Origin of the sequence: Halolactibacillus halophilus, from assembly GCF_900115605.1 — a bacterium.
GTDB lineage: Bacteria > Bacillota > Bacilli > Bacillales > Amphibacillaceae > Halolactibacillus > Halolactibacillus halophilus.
In genome coordinates this window covers 14,088-35,982 of record NZ_FOXC01000014.1, presented here as the reverse complement: position 1 = coordinate 35,982, position 21,895 = coordinate 14,088, and the positions used below count along the sequence as shown (strand labels likewise).

Below are 21,895 nucleotides of genomic sequence, written 5' to 3'. Positions count from 1 at the left end.
TAGCATTTGCTAGGCCTACCACATACTAAAAGGGAGGTAGACCCCTTGCTAGATGTAAATAATTTCGAATTTATGAAAATAGGTTTGGCATCACCAGACAAAATTCGGTCATGGTCATTTGGGGAAGTTAAAAAGCCAGAAACGATTAACTATCGTACGTTAAAACCAGAAAAAGATGGTTTATTCTGTGAGAGAATTTTTGGTCCAACGAAGGACTGGGAATGTCACTGTGGAAAGTACAAGCGTGTCCGTTATAAGGGCGTTGTTTGTGATCGTTGTGGTGTAGAAGTCACTAAGGCAAAAGTCCGTCGTGAACGTATGGGTCACATTGAACTTGCCGCACCTGTTTCACATATTTGGTACTTTAAAGGGATTCCAAGCCGGATGGGACTTGTTCTTGACATGTCACCACGCGCACTTGAAGAAGTCATTTATTTTGCGGCTTATATCGTGACAGATGCTGGTGATACAGCACTTGAAAAGAAACAACTATTATCTGAAAGAGAATACCGTGCGTACCGTGATAAGTACGGACAAAGTTTCCACGCACAAATGGGAGCTGAAGCAGTTAAAAAGATCTTACAAGATTTAGACTTAGATAAAGAAGCTGATATGCTTCGTGAAGAGTTAAAATCTGCGCAGGGTCAACGCCGTACCCGTGCAATTAAGCGGTTAGAAGTTGTGGAAGCATTTAGACATTCTGGTAATGATCCATCATGGATGATCTTAGATGTCTTACCAATCATTCCACCGGATTTACGCCCGATGGTTCAACTTGATGGGGGACGTTTTGCGACATCTGACTTAAACGACTTATATCGTCGTGTGATTAACCGTAACAACCGTTTGAAACGTCTATTAGATTTAGGCGCGCCAACGATTATTGTTCAAAACGAGAAGCGTATGCTTCAAGAAGCTGTAGATGCCTTGATTGATAATGGTCGTCGTGGCCGTCCAGTTACTGGGCCGGGTAACCGTCCATTAAAGTCATTGTCACATATGCTTAAAGGTAAGCAAGGTCGTTTCCGTCAAAACTTGCTAGGTAAACGTGTTGATTATTCAGGCCGTTCCGTTATCGTTGTTGGACCAAGCTTGAAAATGTATCAGTGTGGTTTACCGAAAGAAATGGCAGTTGAACTATTTAAGCCATTTATTATGAAGGAACTTGTTGAGCGTGGTCTTGCACACAACATTAAATCAGCTAAGCGTAAAATCGAACGTCTGCATGATGAGATTTGGGAAGTGTTAGAGGATGTTATTAGAGAACACCCAGTCTTACTTAACCGTGCCCCAACGCTTCACCGTTTAGGTATCCAAGCGTTTGAGCCAACCCTTGTTGAAGGACGTGCGATTCGTCTGCACCCACTAGTATGTACAGCTTACAACGCTGACTTTGATGGTGACCAGATGGCTGTTCACGTACCGTTATCAGCAGAAGCTCAAGCAGAGGCGCGTATTTTAATGTTAGCCGCTCAAAATATTCTTAACCCGAAAGACGGTAAACCGGTTGTTACACCGTCACAGGATATGGTATTAGGTAACTATTACTTAACCCTTGAACGTGAAGGCGCAATTGGTGAAGGTTTAATCGTGAAAGATATTGACGAAGCGATGCTTGCGTATCAAAATGGCTATGCTCATTTACACACGCGGATTGCTGTTCAAGCATCATCACTGAATAACCCAAGATTTACTGAAGAACAAAACAGTCAATTGTTATTAACAACTATTGGTAAATTGATCTTTAACGCCATCTTGCCGCCATCATTCCCATATATGAATGAACCAACGATGTACAACTTAGAGGTAGAAACGCCTGCGCATTACTTTGTACCAAAAGGTACTGATGTACAAGAAGAGATTCAAAAGCGCGAGCGTATCTTACCGTTTAAGAAAGGGATCTTAGGAGATATCATTGCGGAAGTCTTTAAGAAGTTCAAAATTAGTGAAACATCTAAAATGCTTGACCGTATGAAGGATTTAGGTTTCAAATATTCTACGAAAGCTGGTATCACCGTAGGTGTTGCCGATATCGTTGTACTCGAAGAGAAGAAAGAGATTCTTGAAGAAGCACAAACGAAAGTAGATAAAGTTATGAAACAATTCCGTCGTGGTCTCATTACAGAAGATGAGCGCTATGAACGCGTTATATCTATCTGGTCACAAGCGAAAGATGTTATTCAAGAGAAACTGATGAAATCACTTAGCCACCGTAACCCAATCTTTATGATGAGTGACTCTGGTGCCCGTGGTAACGCATCAAACTTTACGCAGCTTGCGGGTATGCGTGGTCTGATGGCCAACCCGGCTGGTCGTATTATTGAATTACCGATCAAGTCAAGTTTCCGTGAAGGTTTAACGGTCTTAGAATACTTTATTTCGACGCACGGTGCGCGTAAAGGTCTTGCCGATACCGCCCTTAAGACAGCCGATTCTGGTTACTTAACCCGTCGTCTTGTTGACGTTGCTCAAGATGTGATCATTCGTGAAGATGATTGTCATACCGATCGCGGTCTTCCAGTCCATGCGATTACGGAAGGGACAGAAATCATCGAGCCATTGATTGACCGTTTAATCGGTCGTACAGCCTTTGAAACGGTGAAACACCCTGAAACAGGAGCTGTATTGATTGAGAAGAATGAAGTAATAAATGAAGATACCGCTCGTCTGATTGATGAAGCCGGTATTAAAGAAGTCTTAATTCGTACAGTCTTTACATGTAATACAAAACACGGGGCTTGTAAGAAGTGTTACGGACGTAACCTTGCGACAGGTCAAGAAGTTGAGGTCGGTGAAGCTGTTGGTATTATCGCCGCGCAATCAATTGGTGAGCCAGGTACGCAGTTAACAATGCGTACATTCCACACCGGTGGTGTAGCGGGTAGCGATATTACTCAAGGTTTACCACGTATCCAAGAAATCTTTGAAGCGCGTAATCCAAAAGGACAAGCGTTGATCAGTGAAATCGAAGGTACGGTAACCGATATTACGGAAGTAAAAGATAAACAAGAAATTGTTGTCCAAGGCGTTATTGAACCACGTACGTACACGGTACCTTACGGTGCGCGTGTAAAAGTGGCTATTGGTGACGAAGTAGCTTCTGGTGAAGCACTAACTGAAGGTTCGATTGATCCAAAAGAATTGTTGAAGTTCCAAGGTGTCGACGGTGTTCAGTCTTATCTCCTTAAAGAGGTACAGAAAGTATACCGTATGCAAGGGGTAGAGATTGGTGATAAGCACGTTGAGGTTATGGTACGCCAAATGTTACGTAAAGTACGCGTAACAGAATCAGGTAATACAGATGTATTACCAGGTGCCTTACTGGAAATTCACCAGTTTAAAGATGCGAATAAGAAAGCGTTAATGAATGGTGATGAGCCAGCCGTTGGACGACCAGTCTTACTCGGTATTACAAAAGCCTCACTTGAAACAGATTCATTCTTATCTGCGGCATCATTCCAAGAAACAACACGCGTATTAACTGACGCTGCAATCAAAGGTAAACGTGATGAATTACTCGGACTTAAAGAGAATGTTATCATTGGTAAACTTGTACCTGCCGGTACAGGAATGCAACGTTACCGTAAGATTAAGGCAGAAACAGAAATGCCAGTTGTGAATGTGGTAGAAGAAGAAGCAACAGAAACTGAAGAAACGATTGAATAAATGGTATTAAGGTAAATGAAGAGCCCTTCCTGAATAGGTGCTGCGTATGAATGAAAAATAGTTGTCAAACTTTCATATTTTGAGTTGACATTCCCTTTTCATACGTGGTACTATATTCAAGGTGCTTCTGTTACCTTCATGGCTTTGGAGGATATGTAAATGTCTTATGAAAAAGTTACCCAAGCTAAAGATCAATTAGTTGTTGGTACTAAACAAACAATCAAAGCGATTAAAAGCGGGCACGTAGGAGAAGTGATTATTGCAGCGGATGTTGATCCGTTCATGGTCGAAAAGCTTCTACAACTAGTAGAAAAAATGGATATTCCGTATACAACGGTGGACTCTAAGATTAAACTTGGAAAAGCTTGCGGAATTGAAGTAGGAACAGCAGCCGTAGCGATAAAGCAATAGAGTTTTGGTGAATTGACGGTGTTAATTCATGAAAACTTTGTTTTTTGCTTATAAATGAACCACCTGGATGTGTGGTATTACAAAAAGTAATGAGAGGAGGAAAAAGTTATGCCAACTATTAATCAATTAGTTCGTAAAGGTCGTGTGTCTAAGTCTAAAAAATCTGACTCACCAGCTTTAAATAAAGGTTATAACAGTTTCAAAAAGTCACTGACTAACCAATCATCTCCACAAAAGCGCGGTGTTTGTACACGTGTAGGTACATTAACGCCTAAGAAACCGAACTCGGCTTTACGTAAGTATGCACGTGTTCGTTTAACTAACGGTATTGAAGTTACAGCATATATCCCTGGTATTGGTCACAACCTACAAGAGCACAGTGTTGTTCTTATCCGTGGGGGACGTGTAAAAGATTTACCTGGTGTACGTTACCATGTTGTACGTGGTGCGTTAGATACTGCTGGTGTTGATGGACGTATGCAAGGTCGTTCTAAATATGGAACAAAGCGTCCTAAAGAGAAAAAGTAATTAACTTTTAATAATACTATAAGATGAAAGGAGGTTAGACTATGCCACGTAAAGGTCCTGTAGCTAAACGTGATGTCTTGCCTGATCCGTTATACAACTCTAAACTTGTTACTCGTTTAATCAACCAAATGATGGTTGACGGAAAAAGAGGGAAGTCACAAAAAATTCTTTATTCAGCATTTGATCTTGTTCAAGAACGTAGCGGTCAACCTGCGATTGAAGTATTCGAACAAGCAATGAAAAATGTTATGCCTGTACTTGAAGTACGTGCTCGCCGTGTTGGTGGTTCTAACTACCAAGTACCAGTTGAAGTACGTCCAGAGCGTCGTCAAGCTTTAGGTCTTCGTTACATTACAAATTACTCTCGCTTACGCGGAGAAAAAACAATGGAAGAACGCCTAGCAAACGAAATTCTTGATGCATCTAACAACACTGGTGCAGCAGTTAAGAAACGTGAAGACATGCATAAAATGGCTGAAGCAAATAAAGCATTTGCTCACTATCGTTGGTAATCTAATTTGGTTTGTTCCTTTGGAACAAACCGATTAGATTCACTTATTTATACTAAACTAGATTGAAATAAAGGAAGGAGAAACACATATGCCTAGAAAATTCTCCTTGGAGAATACGCGTAATATCGGGATCATGGCTCACATCGATGCCGGTAAAACAACAACTACTGAGCGTATTTTATTCTATACAGGTCGTATCCATAAAATTGGTGAAACACACGAAGGTGCTTCACAAATGGACTGGATGGAACAAGAGCAAGAGCGTGGTATTACTATTACCTCAGCTGCAACAACTGCTCAGTGGAAAGGTCACCGTATCAACATCATTGATACACCAGGACACGTGGACTTCACTGTAGAGGTAGAACGTTCACTTCGTGTACTTGATGGTGCGGTAACTGTACTTGATGCTCAATCAGGTGTAGAACCACAAACAGAAACAGTATGGCGCCAAGCGACTACATACGGGGTACCTCGTATTGTATTCATTAACAAGATGGATAAGACTGGTGCGGACTTCATGTACTCAGTGGGTACATTAAAAGACCGTCTTGGAGCTAACGCTCACCCAGTTCAGTATCCAATTGGTGCTGAAGATGAGTTTGAAGGTATTATTGATCTTGTTTCAATGCAAGCCTACTTCTATGAAGATGACTTAGGTACACGCGCAGAAGCAAGAGGAATTCCTGCCGACTTAAAAGATAAAGCACAAGAACTTCATCAAAGTCTAATTGAAGCTGTTGCTGAATTAGATGAAGATATGATGATGCGTTATCTAGAAGGTGAAGAATTTACTGAAGAAGAAATCAAAGTAGCGATCCGTAAGGCGACACTAGCTGTTGAATTCTATCCAGTCTTCGTAGGTTCAGCCTTTAAAAATAAAGGTGTTCAATTAGTGATTGATGGTGTAGTTGATTACTTACCATCACCACTTGATATCGAATCAATTGAAGGAATTGTTCCTGATAGTGATGAAGAAATCCAACGTCATGCAGATGACTCAGAACCGTTCTCAGCTTTAGCGTTTAAAGTTGCAACGGATCCATTCGTTGGTAAACTTACTTTCTTCCGTGTATACTCTGGTACATTAAAAGCAGGTTCTTATGTACAGAACTCTTCTAAAGGTAAACGTGAACGTGTAGGTCGTATCCTACAAATGCACGCAAACTCTCGTGAAGAAATTGCAGAAGTATACGCAGGAGATATCGCTGGTGCGGTAGGTTTGAAAGACACGAGTACAGGGGACACTCTATGTGATGAAAAAGGTTTAGTTATCTTAGAATCAATGGAATTCCCAGAACCAGTTATTTCAGTAGCTATCGAACCAAAATCTAAAGCAGACCAAGACAAGATGTCAATTGCTTTAGGTAAATTAGCAGAAGAAGATCCAACATTCAGAACTGAAACAAATATTGAAACAGGACAAACAATCATCTCTGGTATGGGGGAATTACACCTTGATATCATCGTTGATCGTATGAGACGTGAATTCAAAGTTGAAGCTAATGTTGGTGCTCCACAAGTATCTTACCGTGAAACATTCCGTGGATCTGCGGAAGTTGAAGGTAAGTTCGTCCGCCAATCAGGTGGTCGTGGACAGTTTGGTCACGTTTGGGTTAAATTCGAGCCAAACGAAGAAGGTGCTGGATTCGAATTCGTTAATAAAATCGTTGGTGGTGTTGTTCCTCGTGAATACATCCCAGCTGTTGAGACGGGTATTAAAGAATCATTGGAAAACGGTGTCGTAGCTGGTTATCCATTGATCGACGTTAAAGCGACACTTTATGATGGTTCTTACCATGATGTCGACTCTAACGAAACGGCGTTTAAAGTAGCGGCTTCTATGGCGCTTAAGAACGCGAAAAACAAATGTAACCCCGTTCTTCTTGAGCCAATGATGAGTGTTGAAATCGTTATTCCTGAAGAGTATATGGGTGATATCATGGGTGATGTTACATCACGCCGTGGACGTGTGGATGGCATGGAGGCACGCGGTACAGCACAAGTTGTTCGTGCGTATGTTCCATTATCAGAAATGTTCGGTTATGCGACAGCATTACGTTCAAACACACAAGGTCGTGGTACTTACACGATGACATTTGATCATTACGAAGAAGTACCTAAGAGTATTTCTGAAGAAATCGTCAAAAAAAATACTGGACAATAATTGATTTTTATCTCAATTTAAAGTATAACTTGTATTGTGAGCTTCATTATTTCGGTAATGAAGTGAACGATGCAAGTAAATAATAAAAACAATTTATTTTTAGGAGGAATTATATAATGGGTAAAGAAAAATTTGACCGTTCAAAAGACCACGTTAATATTGGTACAATTGGACACGTTGACCACGGTAAAACAACATTAACTGCAGCAATCTCTACAGTACTACACAACAAATCTGGTTTTGGTACAGCTATGGCTTACGACCAAATCGATGGTGCGCCAGAAGAACGTGAACGTGGGATCACAATCTCAACTGCACACGTTGAGTACGAAACTGAAACTCGTCACTATGCACACGTAGACTGCCCAGGACACGCTGACTATGTTAAAAATATGATCACTGGTGCTGCACAAATGGATGGTGCGATCTTAGTAGTATCTGCTGCTGATGGTCCAATGCCACAAACACGTGAGCACATCTTACTTTCTCGTCAAGTAGGTGTACCTGCAATTGTTGTATTCTTAAACAAATGTGATATGGTAGACGACGAAGAACTTCTTGAATTAGTAGAAATGGAAGTTCGTGATCTATTAACTGAATATGACTTCCCTGGTGATGATGTACCGGTAATCAAAGGTTCAGCTCTTAAAGCACTTGAAGGCGAAGAGCAATATGTAAATGCAATTTACGAACTAATGGATGCTGTTGATGAGTATATCCCTCGTCCGGACCGTGACACTGAAAAACCATTCATGATGCCAGTTGAGGACGTATTCTCAATCACTGGTCGTGGTACTGTAGCTACAGGACGTGTTGAGCGTGGTGTAGTTAAAGTTGGTGACGAAATTGAAATCATCGGTCTTGCTGAAGAGCCATCTAAAACAACTGTAACTGGTGTTGAGATGTTCCGTAAGCTTCTTGATTACGCTGAAGCTGGTGACAACATTGGTGCGTTACTACGTGGTGTTGCTCGTGAAGACATCAACCGTGGTCAAGTACTTGCTAAGCCAGGTACAATCACTCCACATACAACTTTCCAAGCGGAAGTTTATGTACTATCAAAAGAAGAAGGTGGACGTCACACTCCATTCTTCGATAACTACCGTCCACAGTTCTACTTCCGTACAACTGACGTAACTGGTATCATCCGTCTTCCTGAAGGCGTTGAAATGGTTATGCCTGGTGACAACGTAGAAATGACTGTAGAATTAATTTCACCAATCGCTATTGAAGAAGGTACTAAATTCTCTATCCGTGAGGGTGGACGTACTGTAGGCGCTGGTGTTGTAGCATCAATCACTAAGTAAGTTTGACTTACTTGTTTATAGAGAAAAGGTAGCACTCCGGTGCTACCTTTTTTTGTGTGTGAAAATAATGAATTTCAAATGATACTTAGATATGCTACCCAAAAGTCTTGATGCACCAATGCTAGGTATATTGAGATTTCATCTCATGAACTAGATTAAACTTTAAATCTTCTTTAGTGAGGTGTTGTCACTTATGACTGTTTCTTCTAAACTTGAAGCAGTGACATCTCTTTTGTTGACCTCGATCACAATGGCGTTTATTGCTTCTGTTTTGTCACTGAAACTGAGTAACAATGAAGTCATCGAAACTTCGATAGGCGATTAAAATTGAAAATGAAACGATATTACTTGCCTTAACTTTGAATAATTTGTAGTTGAAACATAATTGAACCATCCTCACATAGAGCTGACGCATTTGAAGAAGGTGCCTTCTCGCCCCAAACCGATAAAAATACTTCTTAAATTCATCTTTTCTATACTAGCATCGATAAGTCTAAAGATAGTTATAGCAATGAAAGCGCCCACTTTATAAACCGTGAAAAAAAGTTAAGATTTTTAGTAATTTCCCTTGCAATCTATGTTGTAATTCTATATAATGAACAATGTTGGTCATTAAAGGCGATGATGCGGAAGGTTGTCGGCACACCCGGCCCCTTTGCCATGGGTAAGGTAGTCTAGAAATTTCCGCGGAGAATGTCTATTATTAAAATGGGCGAAAAGGAGGGAAAATAATGGCAAATGAGAAAATCAGAATTCGTTTAAAAGCTTATGATCACCGTATTCTTGATCAGTCAGCTGAGAAAATCGTAAGCACTGCAAAGCGTTCGGGTGCTGGTGTATCGGGTCCAATCCCGTTACCAACAGAAAGATCAGTTTATACGGTTTTACGTGCAGTGCACAAGTACAAAGATTCTCGTGAGCAATTTGAGATGCGTACGCACAAGCGTTTAATTGATATTGTAAATCCAACGCCACAAACAGTTGATGCGCTAATGCGTTTAGACTTACCATCTGGCGTGGATATCGAAATCAAATTATAATTTATACAATTTATAGGAGGTGTAACGGATGACGAAAGGAATCTTAGGTCGTAAAGTCGGCATGACACAGATCTTTAGTGAAGATGGCGAATTAATTCCAGTAACAGTAGTTCAAGCAGAACCTAACGTGGTATTGCAAAAAAGAACTTTAGAAAACGACGGCTATGAAGCGATTCAAGTTGGGTTTGCAGACCAAAAACCGGTTAATGCAAACAAACCAGCGACAGGACATGCTGCAAAAGCGAGCACTACTCCTAAGCGCTTCATTCGTGAATTCCGTAACGTGAATCTTGACGAGTATGAAGTAGGTCAAGCTCTTAGCGTAGAGGCATTCCAAGCAGGAGATATTATTGATGTGACAGGTACATCAAAAGGTAAAGGTTTCCAAGGTGCGATTAAGCGCCACAACCAACAACGTGGACCAATGGGGCACGGCTCGCATTTCCACAGATCACCAGGTTCAATGGGTGCAGCTGCAGAACCAGCACGTGTTATGAAGGGTAAAAAATTACCTGGACACATGGGTAGCGTTGTAACAACTCTTCAAAACCTTGAAGTAGTTAAAGTAGATGCAGAGCGTAATCTTCTATTAGTAAAAGGTAACGTTCCTGGACCTAAAAAATCATTCGTGAAAATTACGAGTGCAATAAAGGCTAGCAAATAATAACCGAAGGGAGGATATGTCATGCCTAAAGTAGCACTATATAACCAAAGCGGTTCGCAAGTAGGGGATGTAGAATTAAACGATAGCGTGTTTGGTATTGAACCAAACGAGCATGTGTTACACGATGCGGTCGTTATGCAACAAGCATCACGTCGTCAAGGTACACACGCTGTTAAAAATCGTTCAGCAGTAGCAGGCGGAGGTCGTAAACCATGGCGTCAAAAAGGTACAGGTCGTGCCCGTCAAGGTTCAATCCGTTCACCACAATGGGTTGGCGGTGGCGTCGTATTTGGCCCAACACCACGCAGCTATGGCTATAAATTACCGAAGAAAGTTCGCCGATTAGCACTTCAATCAGCACTTTCATCGAAAGTAAATGAAAACAACCTTGTTGTTTTAGAAGGTTTAGCATTTGATGCACCTAAAACAAAAGAAGTTGTTAAAGTACTAGACGCATTAAAAGTAAGTGAGAAAGTATTAATTGTTACAGCTGATAAAGATGACGTTGTAGCTAAGAGTACGAACAACTTACCAAATGCTAAAGTATTAACTGTAAGTGGTCTTAACGTTCTTGATTTACTTACACATGACAAGCTGATCATCACTAAAGATGCAGCGGATAAAGCAGGGGAGGTGCTTGCATAATGAGAGATGCACGAGATATTATTAAGCGCCCGATTATTACGGAACACTCTGCCGACCAAATGGTTGATAAGAAATATACTTTTGAAGTAAGTACAAAAGCTAACAAAAATCAAATCAAAGATGCTGTTGAAGAAATCTTTGGCGTGAAGGTTGTTAAAATTAACACTTCTAACATTAAAGGTAAATTCAAGCGTATGGGTCGCCACGGAGGTTACCGTCCAAATCGTAAAAAAGCTGTTGTTCAATTATCTGAAGACAGTAAAGAACTAGATTTCTTTGAATCAGTAGAATAATTTCAATTTGTTAGAGAAGGAGGGAATAAAGATGGCGATTAAGAAGTATAAAGCAACTTCTAACGGTAGACGTAACATGTCAACGTCAGATTTCGCAGAAATCACGACGGATAAGCCGGAAAAATCACTATTACAACCACTTTCAAAACGTGGTGGTCGTAACAACCAAGGTAAATTAACGGTTCGTCATCAAGGTGGTGGCCATAAGCGTCAATACCGTGTCATCGACTTTAAACGTGACAAAGATGGTATACCAGGTCGCGTTGCTACTATCGAGTACGATCCAAACCGTTCAGCTAATATTGCGTTAATTAACTATGCAGATGGTGAAAAACGTTATATCTTAGCTCCAAAAGGTATTCAAGTAGGACAAGAAATCTTCTCAGGAGAAGATGCAGATATTAAAACAGGTAATGCATTACCACTTATGAGCATTCCAGTGGGTACTGTTATCCACAATATCGAATTAAAACCAGGTCGCGGTGGACAATTAGCTCGTTCAGCTGGTGCTGAAGCGCAAATTTTAGGCCGTGAAGAGAAATACGTATTAGTACGTTTATCTTCTGGTGAAGTTCGTTTAGTATTAGGTACTTGCCGTGCAACTGTCGGTCAAGTAGGTAATGTTGAACATGAACTTATTCGTGTTGGTAAAGCTGGTCGTTCACGTTGGAAAGGTATCCGCCCAACAGTTCGTGGTTCTGTAATGAACCCTAATGATCACCCACACGGTGGTGGTGAAGGTCGCGCACCAATCGGTCGTAAATCACCAATGTCACCATGGGGTAAACCAACACTTGGTAAGAAAACGCGTCAACGTAACAAGCAATCAGATAAATTTATCGTTCGTAAACGTAAAAAATAACGGGGTTGAAAGACGGGCATTAACACCCGTCCGACAATCACGAAGGGAGGTTTATGTATGGGTCGTAGTTTAAAAAAGGGACCTTTCGTAGATGACCATTTAATGAAAAAAGTTGAAAAATTGAACGAGGACAACAAGAAACAAGTTGTAAAATCTTGGTCTCGTCGTTCTACTATTTTCCCTAATTTTGTGGGACACACTATCGCTGTATATGACGGACGCAAACACGTACCGGTTTATGTAACAGAAGATATGGTTGGACATAAATTAGGTGAATTCGCACCGACACGCACGTTCAGAGGACATGCGAGCGATGACAAGAAAACAAAACGCTAATTGGAGAGGAGGCGCTCTTGATGCAAGCAAAAGCTGTTGCAAAAACTGTTAGAATTGCTCCTCGCAAGGTTCGTTTAGTCGTTGATTTAATTCGAGGCAAAAATGTTGGAGAAGCAATTGCAATTTTAAAAAATACACAACGTGGGGCAAGCCCAGTTGTAGAAAAAGTACTAAACTCTGCGATCGCAAATGCAGAACATAATTATGACATGAACGTAGAAGATCTTTACGTTTCAGAAGCATTCGTAAACGAAGGGGTTACCCTTAAACGTTTCCGTCCACGTGCCCAAGGCCGTGCAAGTGCAATCAATAAGAGAACAAGCCACATTACAGTGGTTGTATCAGAAAAGAAGGAGGGATAATCTGTGGGTCAAAAAGTTAATCCGATAGGACTTCGTGTTGGCGTTATCCGTGATTGGGATTCAAAATGGTACGCTGATAAAGATTATGCAGACTTATTGCATGAAGATATTAAAATCCGTGATTTCGTTGAAACGCGTCTAAAAGATGCATCTGTGTCTAAAGTAGAGATCGAGCGTGCAGCAAATCGTGTTAATATTTCAATTTCAACTGCTAAACCAGGTATGGTTATTGGTAAAGGTGGTTCAGAAGTTGAAGCACTTCGTAAAAAATTAAATGACTTAACTGGTAAACGCGTCCATATCAACATCATTGAAATCAAAAGACCTGATATCGATGCTAAATTAGTAGCAGATAATATTGCTCGTCAATTAGAAAACCGTGTATCATTCCGTCGTGCGCAAAAGCAAGTTATTCAACGCGCTATGCGTATGGGAGCTAAAGGTATTCGTACCCAAGTTTCTGGTCGTCTTGGTGGCGCAGATATGGCTCGTGCGGAAAGTTACAGTGAAGGAACTGTTCCACTACACACACTTCGTGCTGATATTGATTATGGTACAGAAGAAGCAGACACTACTTACGGTAAGTTAGGTGTTAAAGTGTGGATCTATCGTGGTGAAGTCCTTCCAACTAAAAATAATAAGTAAGGAAGGGGGCACAACTTATGTTAATGCCTAAACGTGTTAAATATCGTAGACAACATCGTACAAGTTTAAAAGGTAAAGCCAAAGGTGGTACGGAAGTAACTTTTGGTGAATATGGTTTGCAAGCAGTTGATGCTGCATGGATTACAAGTCGTCAAATCGAGTCTGCTCGTATCGCGATGACTCGTTACATGAAACGTGGTGGTAAAGTTTGGATCAAGATTTTCCCAGACAAGCCTTACACTAAAAAACCTTTAGAAGTTCGTATGGGTTCTGGTAAAGGTGCTCCTGAAGGCTGGGTAGCAGTAGTAAAACCAGGTAAGATTATGTTTGAAATCGCGGGAGTTTCAGAGGAAGTTGCGAGAGAGGCACTTCGTCTAGCGTCACACAAACTTCCAATTAAAACTAAGTTCGTAAAACGTGAAGAAATTGGTGGTGAAATCAATGAAGGCTAATGAAATCAGAGAACTAACCACTGCCGAAATTGAACAAAAGATCAAGTCATTAAAAGAAGAGCTCTTCAACCTACGCTTTCAGTTAGCTACGGGTCAATTGGAAAACACTGCACGTCTTCGTGAAGTTCGTAAATCAATTGCACGTATGAAAACTGTCGTTCGTGAAAGAGAGCTTAGCGTAAATAACTAGTAAACTTGAGAGGAGGTTAGCCTCAAATGACAGAACGTAATAATCGTAAAGTGTATACTGGCCGTGTTGTTTCTGATAAAACAGACAAAACAATTACAGTATTAGTAGAAACTTATAAATTCCATAAATTATATGGTAAGCGTGTAAAGTACTCTAAAAAGTACAAATCACATGATGAAAACAATCAAGCAAAAATGAATGATATCGTAACAATTATGGAGACTCGCCCACTATCTAAAACTAAACGTTTCCGTCTAGTAGAAGTAGTAGAAGAAGCCGTAATTATCTAATTGAAAAGAATCGCTCGGATTGATTCCGAAGGGAGGTAACAACAGTATGATTCAGCAAGAAACTCGTTTGAAAGTAGCAGACAACTCTGGCGCACGTGAAGTCTTAACCATTAAAGTACTAGGCGGATCTGGTCGTAAAACTGCTAATATCGGTGACGTAATCGTCTGTTCAGTAAAACAAGCAACACCTGGTGGCGTTGTCAAAAAAGGTGAAGTTGTTAAGGCTGTTATCGTACGCACTAAGTCAGGTGTGCGTCGTAAAGACGGATCTTATATCAAGTTTGACGAAAATGCAGCGGTTATCATCCGTGATGATAAAAGCCCAAGAGGAACACGTATCTTTGGCCCTGTAGCACGTGAACTACGTGATGCGAAGTTTATGAAGATCGTTTCATTAGCTCCAGAGGTATTGTAAGTTCAAAACACATGTGAAATATAATCGTTTTAATGAAAAGCCTTGTAAGGAGGTGCGTCTAGCATGCATGTAAAAAAAGGTGATAAAGTACAAGTGTTATCTGGTAAAGATAAAGGTAAACAAGGTGTTATCCTTGAAGCATACCCAAAGAAAGAACGTGTACTTGTTGAAGGTGTGAATATCGTTAAGAAACACCAAAAACCTTCACAAGATAATCCACAGGGCGGTATTCTTGAACAAGAAGCGCCGATCCATGTTTCTAATGTATTACCAATTGATCCTAAATCAGGCGAGCCAACTCGTGTCGGATATGAAGATCGTGATGGAAAGAAAGTTCGAATCGCTAAAAAATCTGGTGAGACGTTAGATAAATAATTAGCGACGAAAGGAGGGCTACTCAGATGAACGCATTAAAAGTAAAATATCAAAGTGATATCGTATCATCTCTAACAGAAAAATTTAACTATGATTCGGTTATGCAAGTACCGAAAGTAGAAAAAATCGTAATCAACATGGGCGTTGGTGATGCAGTGCAAAATACAAAAGCACTTGATGCTGCTGTAGAAGAGTTAAAGCTGCTTTCAGGTCAACAACCATTAATTACAAAAGCTAAAAAATCAATTGCAGGATTCCGTTTACGTGAGGGTATGCCAATCGGGGCTAAAGTAACCCTTCGTGGTGAGCGTATGTATGAGTTTTTACAAAAACTTGTCGATGTTTCTCTTCCACGTGTACGTGACTTCCGAGGTATTTCAAATAAAGCATTTGATGGTCGTGGAAACTACACATTAGGTGTTAAAGAACAATTGATTTTCCCGGAAATAGATTATGATCAAGTAAGCAAGGTTCGCGGTATGGATATCGTCATCGTTACAACTGCTAACACTGACGAAGAAGCTCGTGAATTACTCACTTCACTTGGCATGCCTTTCCAAAAATAAGCTAACAGGCTAAAACAAGGAGGGAAAATAGTGGCTAAAAAATCTATGATTGCAAAACAAAAGCGGACAGCTAAGTACCCAGTACAAGAGTATACCCGCTGTGAGCGTTGTGGGCGTCCACACTCAGTTTATCGTAAATTCAAACTTTGCCGTATTTGTTTCCGTGAACTTGCCTATAAAGGTCAAATTCCTGGTGTCAAAAAAGCAAGCTGGTAAAACCCGATTGAGGGAAGGAGGTAAATTTTATGACAATGTCAGATCCAATTGCAGATATGTTAACACGTATTCGTAATGCTAATATGGTCCGCCATGAGAAGCTTGAGCTTCCTGCATCAAACATTAAAACTCAGATTGCAGATATTTTAAAACGTGAGGGCTTTATTCGCGATTATGAAGTGATTAAAAATGATAAACAAGGTGTACTCCGTATGTTCTTAAAATACGGTGCAGCTGATGAACGAGTAATTACTGGTTTGAAACGCATTTCTAAACCTGGTCTACGTGTTTACGCGAAAGCTGATGAGCTTCCACGTGTACTTAACGGGCTTGGTATCGCGGTCGTTTCAACATCAAAAGGTATTCTTACAGATAAAGAAGCGCGTGAGCAAGCTATTGGTGGCGAGGTTCTCGCATACGTTTGGTAAGTATTTTTTAATTAAGATAGGAGGTGCCATGTAGATGTCACGTATAGGTCTTAAAGTTATCGAAATTCCTGAAGGCGTTGAAATCAAAAATGAGAACAACTTTGTGACAGTGAAAGGTCCTAAAGGAACTTTGGCTCGTCAACTTCATGAAGATATGACAATTAGCATCGATGGTAATGAATTAGCGGTTGCAAGACCGTCAGATATTAAATTACACAAAGCTTTACACGGTACAACTCGCAGCCTGATCGCAAATATGGTTGAAGGTGTACACAAAGGCTTTGAAAAGTCATTAGAAATTCAAGGTGTTGGTTACCGTGCAGCAATGCAAGGAACTAAACTTGTACTAAACGCTGGTTACTCTCACCAAGTTGAGATTGAACAACCAGAAGGTATCGAAATTGAAGTACCTGCGAACACGAAAATTGTTGTAAAAGGTATCGACAAGCAATTAGTTGGTGCTATAGCAGCAGACATTCGCGCCGTACGTAAACCAGAACCTTATAAAGGTAAAGGTATTCGCTACGCTGACGAATATGTTCGTCGTAAAGAAGGTAAAACTGCTAAATAAAGCAGCTTAATCTGATAACTTAATTCACGTTAAGTTTGTTACGGAGCAGAAAGGAGTGACCTAGATGATCACAAAGCCAGATAAAAACATGGTGCGTAAGAAAAGACATTTACGTGTACGTAAAAACCTTTTTGGTACGCCTGAACGTGCACGTCTAAACGTATACCGTTCAAACAAAAACATTTACGCGCAATTAATTGATGATGTAAATGGTGTTACTTTAGCTAGTGCATCAACTGTTGACAAAGCATTCGAAGGCGAAGCTACTGGTAACGTTGAAGCTGCTAAACAAGTAGGAAAATTAATCGCGACTCGCGCATTAGATAAAGGCCACAAAAACGTGGTATTTGACCGTGGAGGATACCTCTATCACGGACGTGTTCAAGCATTAGCAGATGCTGCCCGTGAAGCAGGTCTTGAATTTTAATAGTAAAAGGAGGGACACACATTGCGTAACTATATCGACCCAAACAATTTAGATTTAGAAGAACGCGTTGTTACAATCAACCGTGTAGCTAAAGTAGTAAAAGGTGGACGTCGTTTCCGTTTTGCGGCTTTAGTGGTTGTAGGAGATAAAAATGGTCACGTTGGCTTTGGTACTGGTAAAGCACAGGAAGTTCCTGATGCTATTAGAAAAGCAATCGATGACGCTAAGAAAAACTTAATCGAAGTGCCACGTGTTGGTACAACGACACCACACGAAATCACTGGACGCTTTGGTGCTGGAAGTATTTTAATTAAACCAGCTCCAGAAGGTACTGGGGTTATCGCTGGTGGACCGGTTCGTGCTGTACTAGAATTAGCTGGTGTTGGTGATATCGTTTCTAAGTCATTAGGATCAAATACACCAATCAACATGGTACGTGCCACTGTCCAAGGATTATCTGAACTTAAGCCTGCTGAACATATCGCTAAACTACGCGGTAAATCAGTAGAAGAACTGTTAGGATAAGGAGGGAAAAAAATGGCTAATAAGTTAGAAATTACCCTCACGCGCAGTGTTATCGGTAGAACTGAAACACAAAAGCAAACGGTTAAAGCTTTAGGCATTAACAAAGTAAATCAATCCGTTGTACGTGAAGATACACCTGCGGTACGAGGTATCATTAACAAAGTATCACACTTAGTAACGGTGAAAGAAGTAAATTAATTTAGCGCAAAGAGGAGGTGCTCGCATGAAACTTCATGAATTGAAGCCATCACAAACTCGCAAGAGTAGAAATCGTGTAGGTCGTGGAATGTCCTCTGGTAACGGAAAGACTTCAGGTCGCGGACATGGCGGTCAAAACTCTCGTTCAGGCGGCGGTACTCGCCCAGGATTCGAAGGGGGCCAAATGCCTTTATTCCAACGTTTACCAAAACGCGGTTTTACAAATATCAACCGTAAAGAATATGCTGTTATTAACTTATCAGCACTAAATACATTTGAAGAAGGTACAGTAGTAACACCTGAGCTTTTACTTGAAACAGGTCTTGTAAGCAAGTTAAAAGCTGGCATTAAAGTTCTTGGCAATGGTTCGATTGAAAAGAAACTTACTGTAAAAGCTCACAAGTTCTCAGCTTCAGCAAAAGAAGCAATTGAGGCAGCGGGCGGTCAAACTGAGGTGATCTAATGTTCCAAACAATCTCGAATTTCTTTCGTGTGAAAGACATCAGAGACAAAATTATCTTTACTTTACTTATGTTAGTTGTGTTTCGGTTAGGTACCTTTATCCCGGTACCTTTCACTGATCGCACTGCACTAAGTATGATGAATAATCAACAAAATGTGTTTGGATTCTTAAACACATTTGGAGGCGGGGCATTACAAAACTTTTCCATCCTAGCTATGGGAATTATGCCATACATTACTGCCTCAATCATTATGCAGTTGTTACAAATGGATGTCGTACCAAAATTTGCCGAGTGGAAAAAGCAAGGTGAAGTTGGACGACGTAAATTAGCTCAAGTGACACGTTATGCAACGATTGTACTTGCGTTTATTCAAGCCATTGCAATGTCAATTGGATTTAATGCCATGGTTGGAGGCGGCTTAATTGCTGATCCAGGTGTGGATAAATTCTTAGTCATTGCAATCGTATTAACAGCAGGAACAGCTTTCTTAATGTGGTTAGGTGAGCAAATAACTGCATACGGTGTTGGGAACGGCATTTCAATTATTATCTTTGCAGGTATTGTTGCTGCTATTCCGAATACAATCAACCAAATTATCACGCAATATTTTACAGGCGCAAGTGATGACGAGTTATTCATTAACGTCGTGATCGTTGCCTTGATTGCGTTAGTTGTATTAGGTGTTACAGTTGGTGTTATCTTTATCCAACAAGCAACACGGAAAATTCCCATTCAATATGCGAAACGTTTAGTCAATCGTTCGCCAGTAGGTGGTCATTCAACACACTTACCACTGAAAGTGAATACAGCAGGTGTTATTCCTGTTATTTTCTCTGTGTCATTCATTATGGCGCCTAGAACGATTGCTGGGTTCTTCGATGGCGGTTTTGCTAATACCATCGAACGTATTTTTGATTATACGCAACCGATTGGTATGGTCATTTATGTCGTTCTTATCATTGCCTTTTCATATTTCTACACATTCGTTCAGTCTAACCCTGAGCAAATGGCAGAGAACTTGAAAAAACAAGGTGGTTACATTCCTGGTATCCGTCCTGGTAAGAAAACTGAAACGTATCTTACTCGTGTTCTTTATCGTTTAACCTTTGTAGGGGCGATTTTCTTAGCTGCAGTCGCTGTATTACCAATTATTTTAGGTGGACTTGCGGGACTTCCACAGTCTGTCCAAATTGGCGGTACAAGCATGCTGATCGTTGTTGGTGTAGCACTGCAAACAATGAAACAATTAGAAAGTCAATTAGTAAAACGCCATTATAAAGGCTTTATTAAATAAATAGTCGCTACAACTATGTGAATGAAATGAGAGCGAGGGGAATTGCAGTGAATTTAATTCTAATGGGTCTTCCAGGTGCCGGAAAAGGTACACAAGCTGAAAAGATAGTAGAAAAATATCAGATCCCTCATATTTCGACTGGAGATATGTTCCGTTCAGCAATTAAAGAAGGAACTGACCTTGGTAAAAAAGCAAAGTCATTTATGGATCAAGGAGAACTTGTTCCTGATGAAGTAACCATCGGGATCGTTAAAGAACGATTGCAAAAACCGGATTGTGAGAAAGGTTTCTTACTAGATGGATTCCCACGTACGATTGCGCAAGCAGAAGCACTTGAGAATTTATTAAAAGAACTCAACTCACCGCTAGATTATGTTTTACATGTTGATGTACCACAGGAAAAGCTTGTAGACCGTTTAACTGGTCGTCGTGTTTGTCCTGAGTGCGGTGCAACTTATCACGTTCTTTACAACCCACCAAAGGTTGAAGGGAAATGTGACAATGATGGAGCAGATCTTATCCAACGGGAAGATGATCGTCCAGAAACGGTTTCTAAACGTCTAGAAGTTAACGTTGCTCAGCAACAACCGCTACTAGATTTTTATGAAGACAAAAACTATCTTGTGAACATAGATGGTGATCAAGACATTAATGTCGTGTTTGAAGATGTTGATAAGCAACTTCAAACATTAGCATAAACTGTTATCGTGCGAAATTTGCCGCGAATATGTTCAGCATGTCGTGGTACGATTTGCACCAATGATATAGCAATCATCAAGTGATGATAAGAGGTTATTTTCAGCCTCGTAATTAGATAAACTTAGCACCGTTCTTGGTTCGGATATAATTCTAATCGTTGGACGTGTGCACAAAAACATGGTAGAATATAAGCTTGAGAATCAACATGTTTAAACAATAAGTTCGTTATCTTATTAACAAAAACTTAAGTGAAGGTGATCATGTTTGAATGATACGGAGTCGCGTCCCAAGATCGGTCAAGTAGTTCAAATCTTCAAAGGACGAGAAGCAGGTCAATTTGCCATCGTCATAGAGATTGTTGATGATCATTTTGTGCTGCTTGCAGACGGAGAAAAACGGAAGTATGATCGACCAAAGAAGAAGAACTTTAGTCACATCGTACCGATGAATTATATTTCTCCAGAGGTTCAAAATAGCCTTCTAGAAACAGGTCGCGTAACGAATGGTAAGCTACGGTTTGCTATATCAAAATTTGTCAAAGAAGTAGTGACTGATTTGAAGAAGGGAGATCAACTCAATGGCCAAAGACGATGCAATTGAAGTAGAAGGTACCGTGGTTGACACGTTACCTAATGCAATGTTCAAAGTTGAATTAGAGAATGGTCACACCGTTCTAGCACACGTGTCTGGTAAAATTCGTATGCACTTCATCCGAATCTTACCTGGAGACAAAGTAACGGTTGAACTTTCTCCATATGATTTAACAAGAGGGCGTATTACGTACCGTTATAAATAATGATAAGCTCCGAATATAGAGGAGGTATGGGTGATGAAGGTAAGACCATCTGTAAAACCAATGTGCGAAAAATGTAAGGTTATTCGTCGTAACGGAAAAGTTATGGTAATTTGCGAAAACCCTAAGCATAAACAAAAACAAGGCTAATCAATAAGGAGGTGCAATGACAGTATGGCACGTATTGCAGGTATTGATGTTCCACGTGAAAAACGTGTAGTAATTTCTTTAACTTATATTTATGGTATCGGGAAGAAAACAGCTCAAGATATTCTTAAAGCTGCTGATGTATCAGAAGATACACGTGTACGTGATTTAACTGAAGATGAGTTAACACGTATTCGTACAGAGGTTGATAAGTTTAATACTGAAGGGGATCTTCGTCGTGAAGTTTCACTTAACATTAAACGTCTAATCGAAATCGGTTCATACCGTGGCTTACGCCACCGTCGTGGGTTGCCAGTTCGCGGTCAAAAGACTAAGAACAACGCGCGTACACGTAAAGGACCAAGTAAAACAATCGCTAACAAAAAGAAATAAGCTATAAAGGAGGT

General features: G+C 40.4%; 33 protein-coding genes. All 33 read left to right on the top strand.

Annotation, left to right across the window (positions count from 1 at the left end):
* The first annotated feature begins 45 nt into the window (after positions 1–45).
* The 33 genes from rpoC (at position 46) to rpsM (ending at position 21,881) form a co-directional block, all read left to right on the top strand.
* Positions 46–3,666, top strand: coding sequence for a DNA-directed RNA polymerase subunit beta' (rpoC, locus tag BM098_RS06665; protein WP_089831679.1), 3,621 nt, complete (start codon positions 46–48; stop codon positions 3,664–3,666).
* Between the two features lie 159 nt (positions 3,667–3,825).
* Positions 3,826–4,077, top strand: coding sequence for a ribosomal L7Ae/L30e/S12e/Gadd45 family protein (locus tag BM098_RS06660; protein ID WP_089831676.1), 252 nt, complete (start codon positions 3,826–3,828; stop codon positions 4,075–4,077).
* 108 nt (positions 4,078–4,185) lie between these two features.
* Positions 4,186–4,605: a 30S ribosomal protein S12 gene (rpsL, locus tag BM098_RS06655; protein WP_089831674.1), complete on the top strand. Its 420-nt coding sequence runs from the start codon at positions 4,186–4,188 to the stop codon at positions 4,603–4,605.
* A 41-nt stretch (positions 4,606–4,646) separates the two neighbouring features.
* The gene (gene rpsG, locus BM098_RS06650) at positions 4,647–5,117 is read left to right on the top strand and encodes a 30S ribosomal protein S7 (RefSeq protein WP_089831672.1); all 471 of its coding nucleotides are present in this window, start codon (positions 4,647–4,649) and stop codon (positions 5,115–5,117) included.
* Positions 5,118–5,205: 88 nt separating this feature from the next.
* On the top strand, positions 5,206–7,284 hold the full coding sequence (gene fusA / locus BM098_RS06645) for an elongation factor G (protein WP_089831670.1): 2,079 nt from the start codon (positions 5,206–5,208) through the stop codon (positions 7,282–7,284).
* Between the two features lie 116 nt (positions 7,285–7,400).
* Positions 7,401–8,591 carry an elongation factor Tu gene (gene tuf / locus BM098_RS06640; protein ID WP_089831668.1) on the top strand — a complete coding sequence of 397 codons (1,191 nt, stop codon included), beginning with the start codon at positions 7,401–7,403 and terminating at the stop codon, positions 8,589–8,591.
* A gap of 731 nt (positions 8,592–9,322) precedes the next feature.
* Positions 9,323–9,631, top strand: a complete 309-nt coding sequence (gene rpsJ / locus BM098_RS06635) for a 30S ribosomal protein S10 (protein WP_089831666.1) — start codon at positions 9,323–9,325, stop codon at positions 9,629–9,631.
* Positions 9,632–9,659: 28 nt separating this feature from the next.
* On the top strand, positions 9,660–10,295 hold the full coding sequence (rplC, locus tag BM098_RS06630; protein ID WP_089831664.1) for a 50S ribosomal protein L3: 636 nt from the start codon (positions 9,660–9,662) through the stop codon (positions 10,293–10,295).
* Between the two features lie 21 nt (positions 10,296–10,316).
* Positions 10,317–10,940 (top strand): 50S ribosomal protein L4, encoded by a 624-nt coding sequence (rplD, locus tag BM098_RS06625; RefSeq protein WP_089831662.1) that lies wholly within the window; start codon positions 10,317–10,319, stop codon positions 10,938–10,940.
* On the top strand, positions 10,940–11,233 hold the full coding sequence (gene rplW, locus BM098_RS06620) for a 50S ribosomal protein L23 (RefSeq protein WP_062321767.1): 294 nt from the start codon (positions 10,940–10,942) through the stop codon (positions 11,231–11,233). Before rplD ends, rplW begins: the two co-directional genes overlap by 1 nt.
* A 31-nt stretch (positions 11,234–11,264) precedes the next feature.
* Complete coding sequence (gene rplB, locus BM098_RS06615; RefSeq protein ID WP_089831659.1) at positions 11,265–12,095, top strand: 50S ribosomal protein L2; 831 nt, start codon at positions 11,265–11,267, stop codon at positions 12,093–12,095.
* Positions 12,096–12,152: 57 nt separating this feature from the next.
* Positions 12,153–12,431: a 30S ribosomal protein S19 gene (rpsS, locus tag BM098_RS06610; RefSeq protein ID WP_062321770.1), complete on the top strand. Its 279-nt coding sequence runs from the start codon at positions 12,153–12,155 to the stop codon at positions 12,429–12,431.
* Positions 12,432–12,451: 20 nt separating this feature from the next.
* Complete coding sequence (rplV, locus tag BM098_RS06605) at positions 12,452–12,793, top strand: 50S ribosomal protein L22 (protein ID WP_062321772.1); 342 nt, start codon at positions 12,452–12,454, stop codon at positions 12,791–12,793.
* 3 nt (positions 12,794–12,796) lie between these two features.
* Positions 12,797–13,438 (top strand): 30S ribosomal protein S3, encoded by a 642-nt coding sequence (rpsC, locus tag BM098_RS06600; protein ID WP_089831658.1) that lies wholly within the window; start codon positions 12,797–12,799, stop codon positions 13,436–13,438.
* 17 nt (positions 13,439–13,455) lie between these two features.
* Positions 13,456–13,890 carry a 50S ribosomal protein L16 gene (rplP, locus tag BM098_RS06595; RefSeq protein ID WP_089831656.1) on the top strand — a complete coding sequence of 145 codons (435 nt, stop codon included), beginning with the start codon at positions 13,456–13,458 and terminating at the stop codon, positions 13,888–13,890.
* The gene (gene rpmC, locus BM098_RS06590; protein WP_018934219.1) at positions 13,880–14,080 is read left to right on the top strand and encodes a 50S ribosomal protein L29; all 201 of its coding nucleotides are present in this window, start codon (positions 13,880–13,882) and stop codon (positions 14,078–14,080) included. Before rplP ends, rpmC begins: the two co-directional genes overlap by 11 nt.
* A gap of 26 nt (positions 14,081–14,106) precedes the next feature.
* On the top strand, positions 14,107–14,370 hold the full coding sequence (gene rpsQ, locus BM098_RS06585; protein ID WP_089831654.1) for a 30S ribosomal protein S17: 264 nt from the start codon (positions 14,107–14,109) through the stop codon (positions 14,368–14,370).
* Positions 14,371–14,416: 46 nt separating this feature from the next.
* Positions 14,417–14,785, top strand: a complete 369-nt coding sequence (gene rplN / locus BM098_RS06580; RefSeq protein ID WP_062321780.1) for a 50S ribosomal protein L14 — start codon at positions 14,417–14,419, stop codon at positions 14,783–14,785.
* Positions 14,786–14,848: 63 nt separating this feature from the next.
* The gene (rplX, locus tag BM098_RS06575; RefSeq protein ID WP_089831652.1) at positions 14,849–15,160 is read left to right on the top strand and encodes a 50S ribosomal protein L24; all 312 of its coding nucleotides are present in this window, start codon (positions 14,849–14,851) and stop codon (positions 15,158–15,160) included.
* Between the two features lie 26 nt (positions 15,161–15,186).
* A complete protein-coding gene (rplE, locus tag BM098_RS06570; RefSeq protein WP_089831650.1) occupies positions 15,187–15,726 on the top strand; it encodes a 50S ribosomal protein L5 in 540 nt (179 codons plus the stop codon).
* A gap of 30 nt (positions 15,727–15,756) precedes the next feature.
* A complete protein-coding gene (locus BM098_RS06565; protein ID WP_062321786.1) occupies positions 15,757–15,942 on the top strand; it encodes a type Z 30S ribosomal protein S14 in 186 nt (61 codons plus the stop codon).
* Between the two features lie 29 nt (positions 15,943–15,971).
* Entirely contained in the window at positions 15,972–16,370 is a 399-nt protein-coding gene (gene rpsH, locus BM098_RS06560) for a 30S ribosomal protein S8 (RefSeq protein WP_089831648.1), read from the top strand.
* A 34-nt stretch (positions 16,371–16,404) separates the two neighbouring features.
* Positions 16,405–16,941, top strand: coding sequence for a 50S ribosomal protein L6 (rplF, locus tag BM098_RS06555; protein WP_089831646.1), 537 nt, complete (start codon positions 16,405–16,407; stop codon positions 16,939–16,941).
* Between the two features lie 64 nt (positions 16,942–17,005).
* Positions 17,006–17,368, top strand: a complete 363-nt coding sequence (gene rplR / locus BM098_RS06550) for a 50S ribosomal protein L18 (RefSeq protein ID WP_089831645.1) — start codon at positions 17,006–17,008, stop codon at positions 17,366–17,368.
* 21 nt (positions 17,369–17,389) lie between these two features.
* Entirely contained in the window at positions 17,390–17,893 is a 504-nt protein-coding gene (gene rpsE / locus BM098_RS06545; RefSeq protein WP_062321794.1) for a 30S ribosomal protein S5, read from the top strand.
* A gap of 12 nt (positions 17,894–17,905) precedes the next feature.
* A complete protein-coding gene (gene rpmD, locus BM098_RS06540; protein ID WP_089831643.1) occupies positions 17,906–18,091 on the top strand; it encodes a 50S ribosomal protein L30 in 186 nt (61 codons plus the stop codon).
* Positions 18,092–18,116: 25 nt separating this feature from the next.
* Entirely contained in the window at positions 18,117–18,554 is a 438-nt protein-coding gene (gene rplO, locus BM098_RS06535) for a 50S ribosomal protein L15 (RefSeq protein WP_089831641.1), read from the top strand.
* Positions 18,554–19,849 carry a preprotein translocase subunit SecY gene (gene secY / locus BM098_RS06530; protein ID WP_089831639.1) on the top strand — a complete coding sequence of 432 codons (1,296 nt, stop codon included), beginning with the start codon at positions 18,554–18,556 and terminating at the stop codon, positions 19,847–19,849. The genes rplO and secY overlap by 1 nt, the downstream gene beginning before the upstream one ends.
* Before the next feature lie 47 nt (positions 19,850–19,896).
* Entirely contained in the window at positions 19,897–20,547 is a 651-nt protein-coding gene (locus BM098_RS06525; RefSeq protein ID WP_089831637.1) for an adenylate kinase, read from the top strand.
* Between the two features lie 265 nt (positions 20,548–20,812).
* On the top strand, positions 20,813–21,148 hold the full coding sequence (locus tag BM098_RS06520; RefSeq protein WP_062321805.1) for a KOW domain-containing RNA-binding protein: 336 nt from the start codon (positions 20,813–20,815) through the stop codon (positions 21,146–21,148).
* A complete protein-coding gene (infA, locus tag BM098_RS06515) occupies positions 21,126–21,344 on the top strand; it encodes a translation initiation factor IF-1 (RefSeq protein WP_062321807.1) in 219 nt (72 codons plus the stop codon). The genes BM098_RS06520 and infA overlap by 23 nt, the downstream gene beginning before the upstream one ends.
* Before the next feature lie 33 nt (positions 21,345–21,377).
* On the top strand, positions 21,378–21,491 hold the full coding sequence (gene rpmJ, locus BM098_RS06510) for a 50S ribosomal protein L36 (protein ID WP_089831635.1): 114 nt from the start codon (positions 21,378–21,380) through the stop codon (positions 21,489–21,491).
* Positions 21,492–21,515: 24 nt separating this feature from the next.
* Entirely contained in the window at positions 21,516–21,881 is a 366-nt protein-coding gene (gene rpsM / locus BM098_RS06505; protein ID WP_062321809.1) for a 30S ribosomal protein S13, read from the top strand.
* Positions 21,882–21,895: the final 14 nt, after the last annotated feature.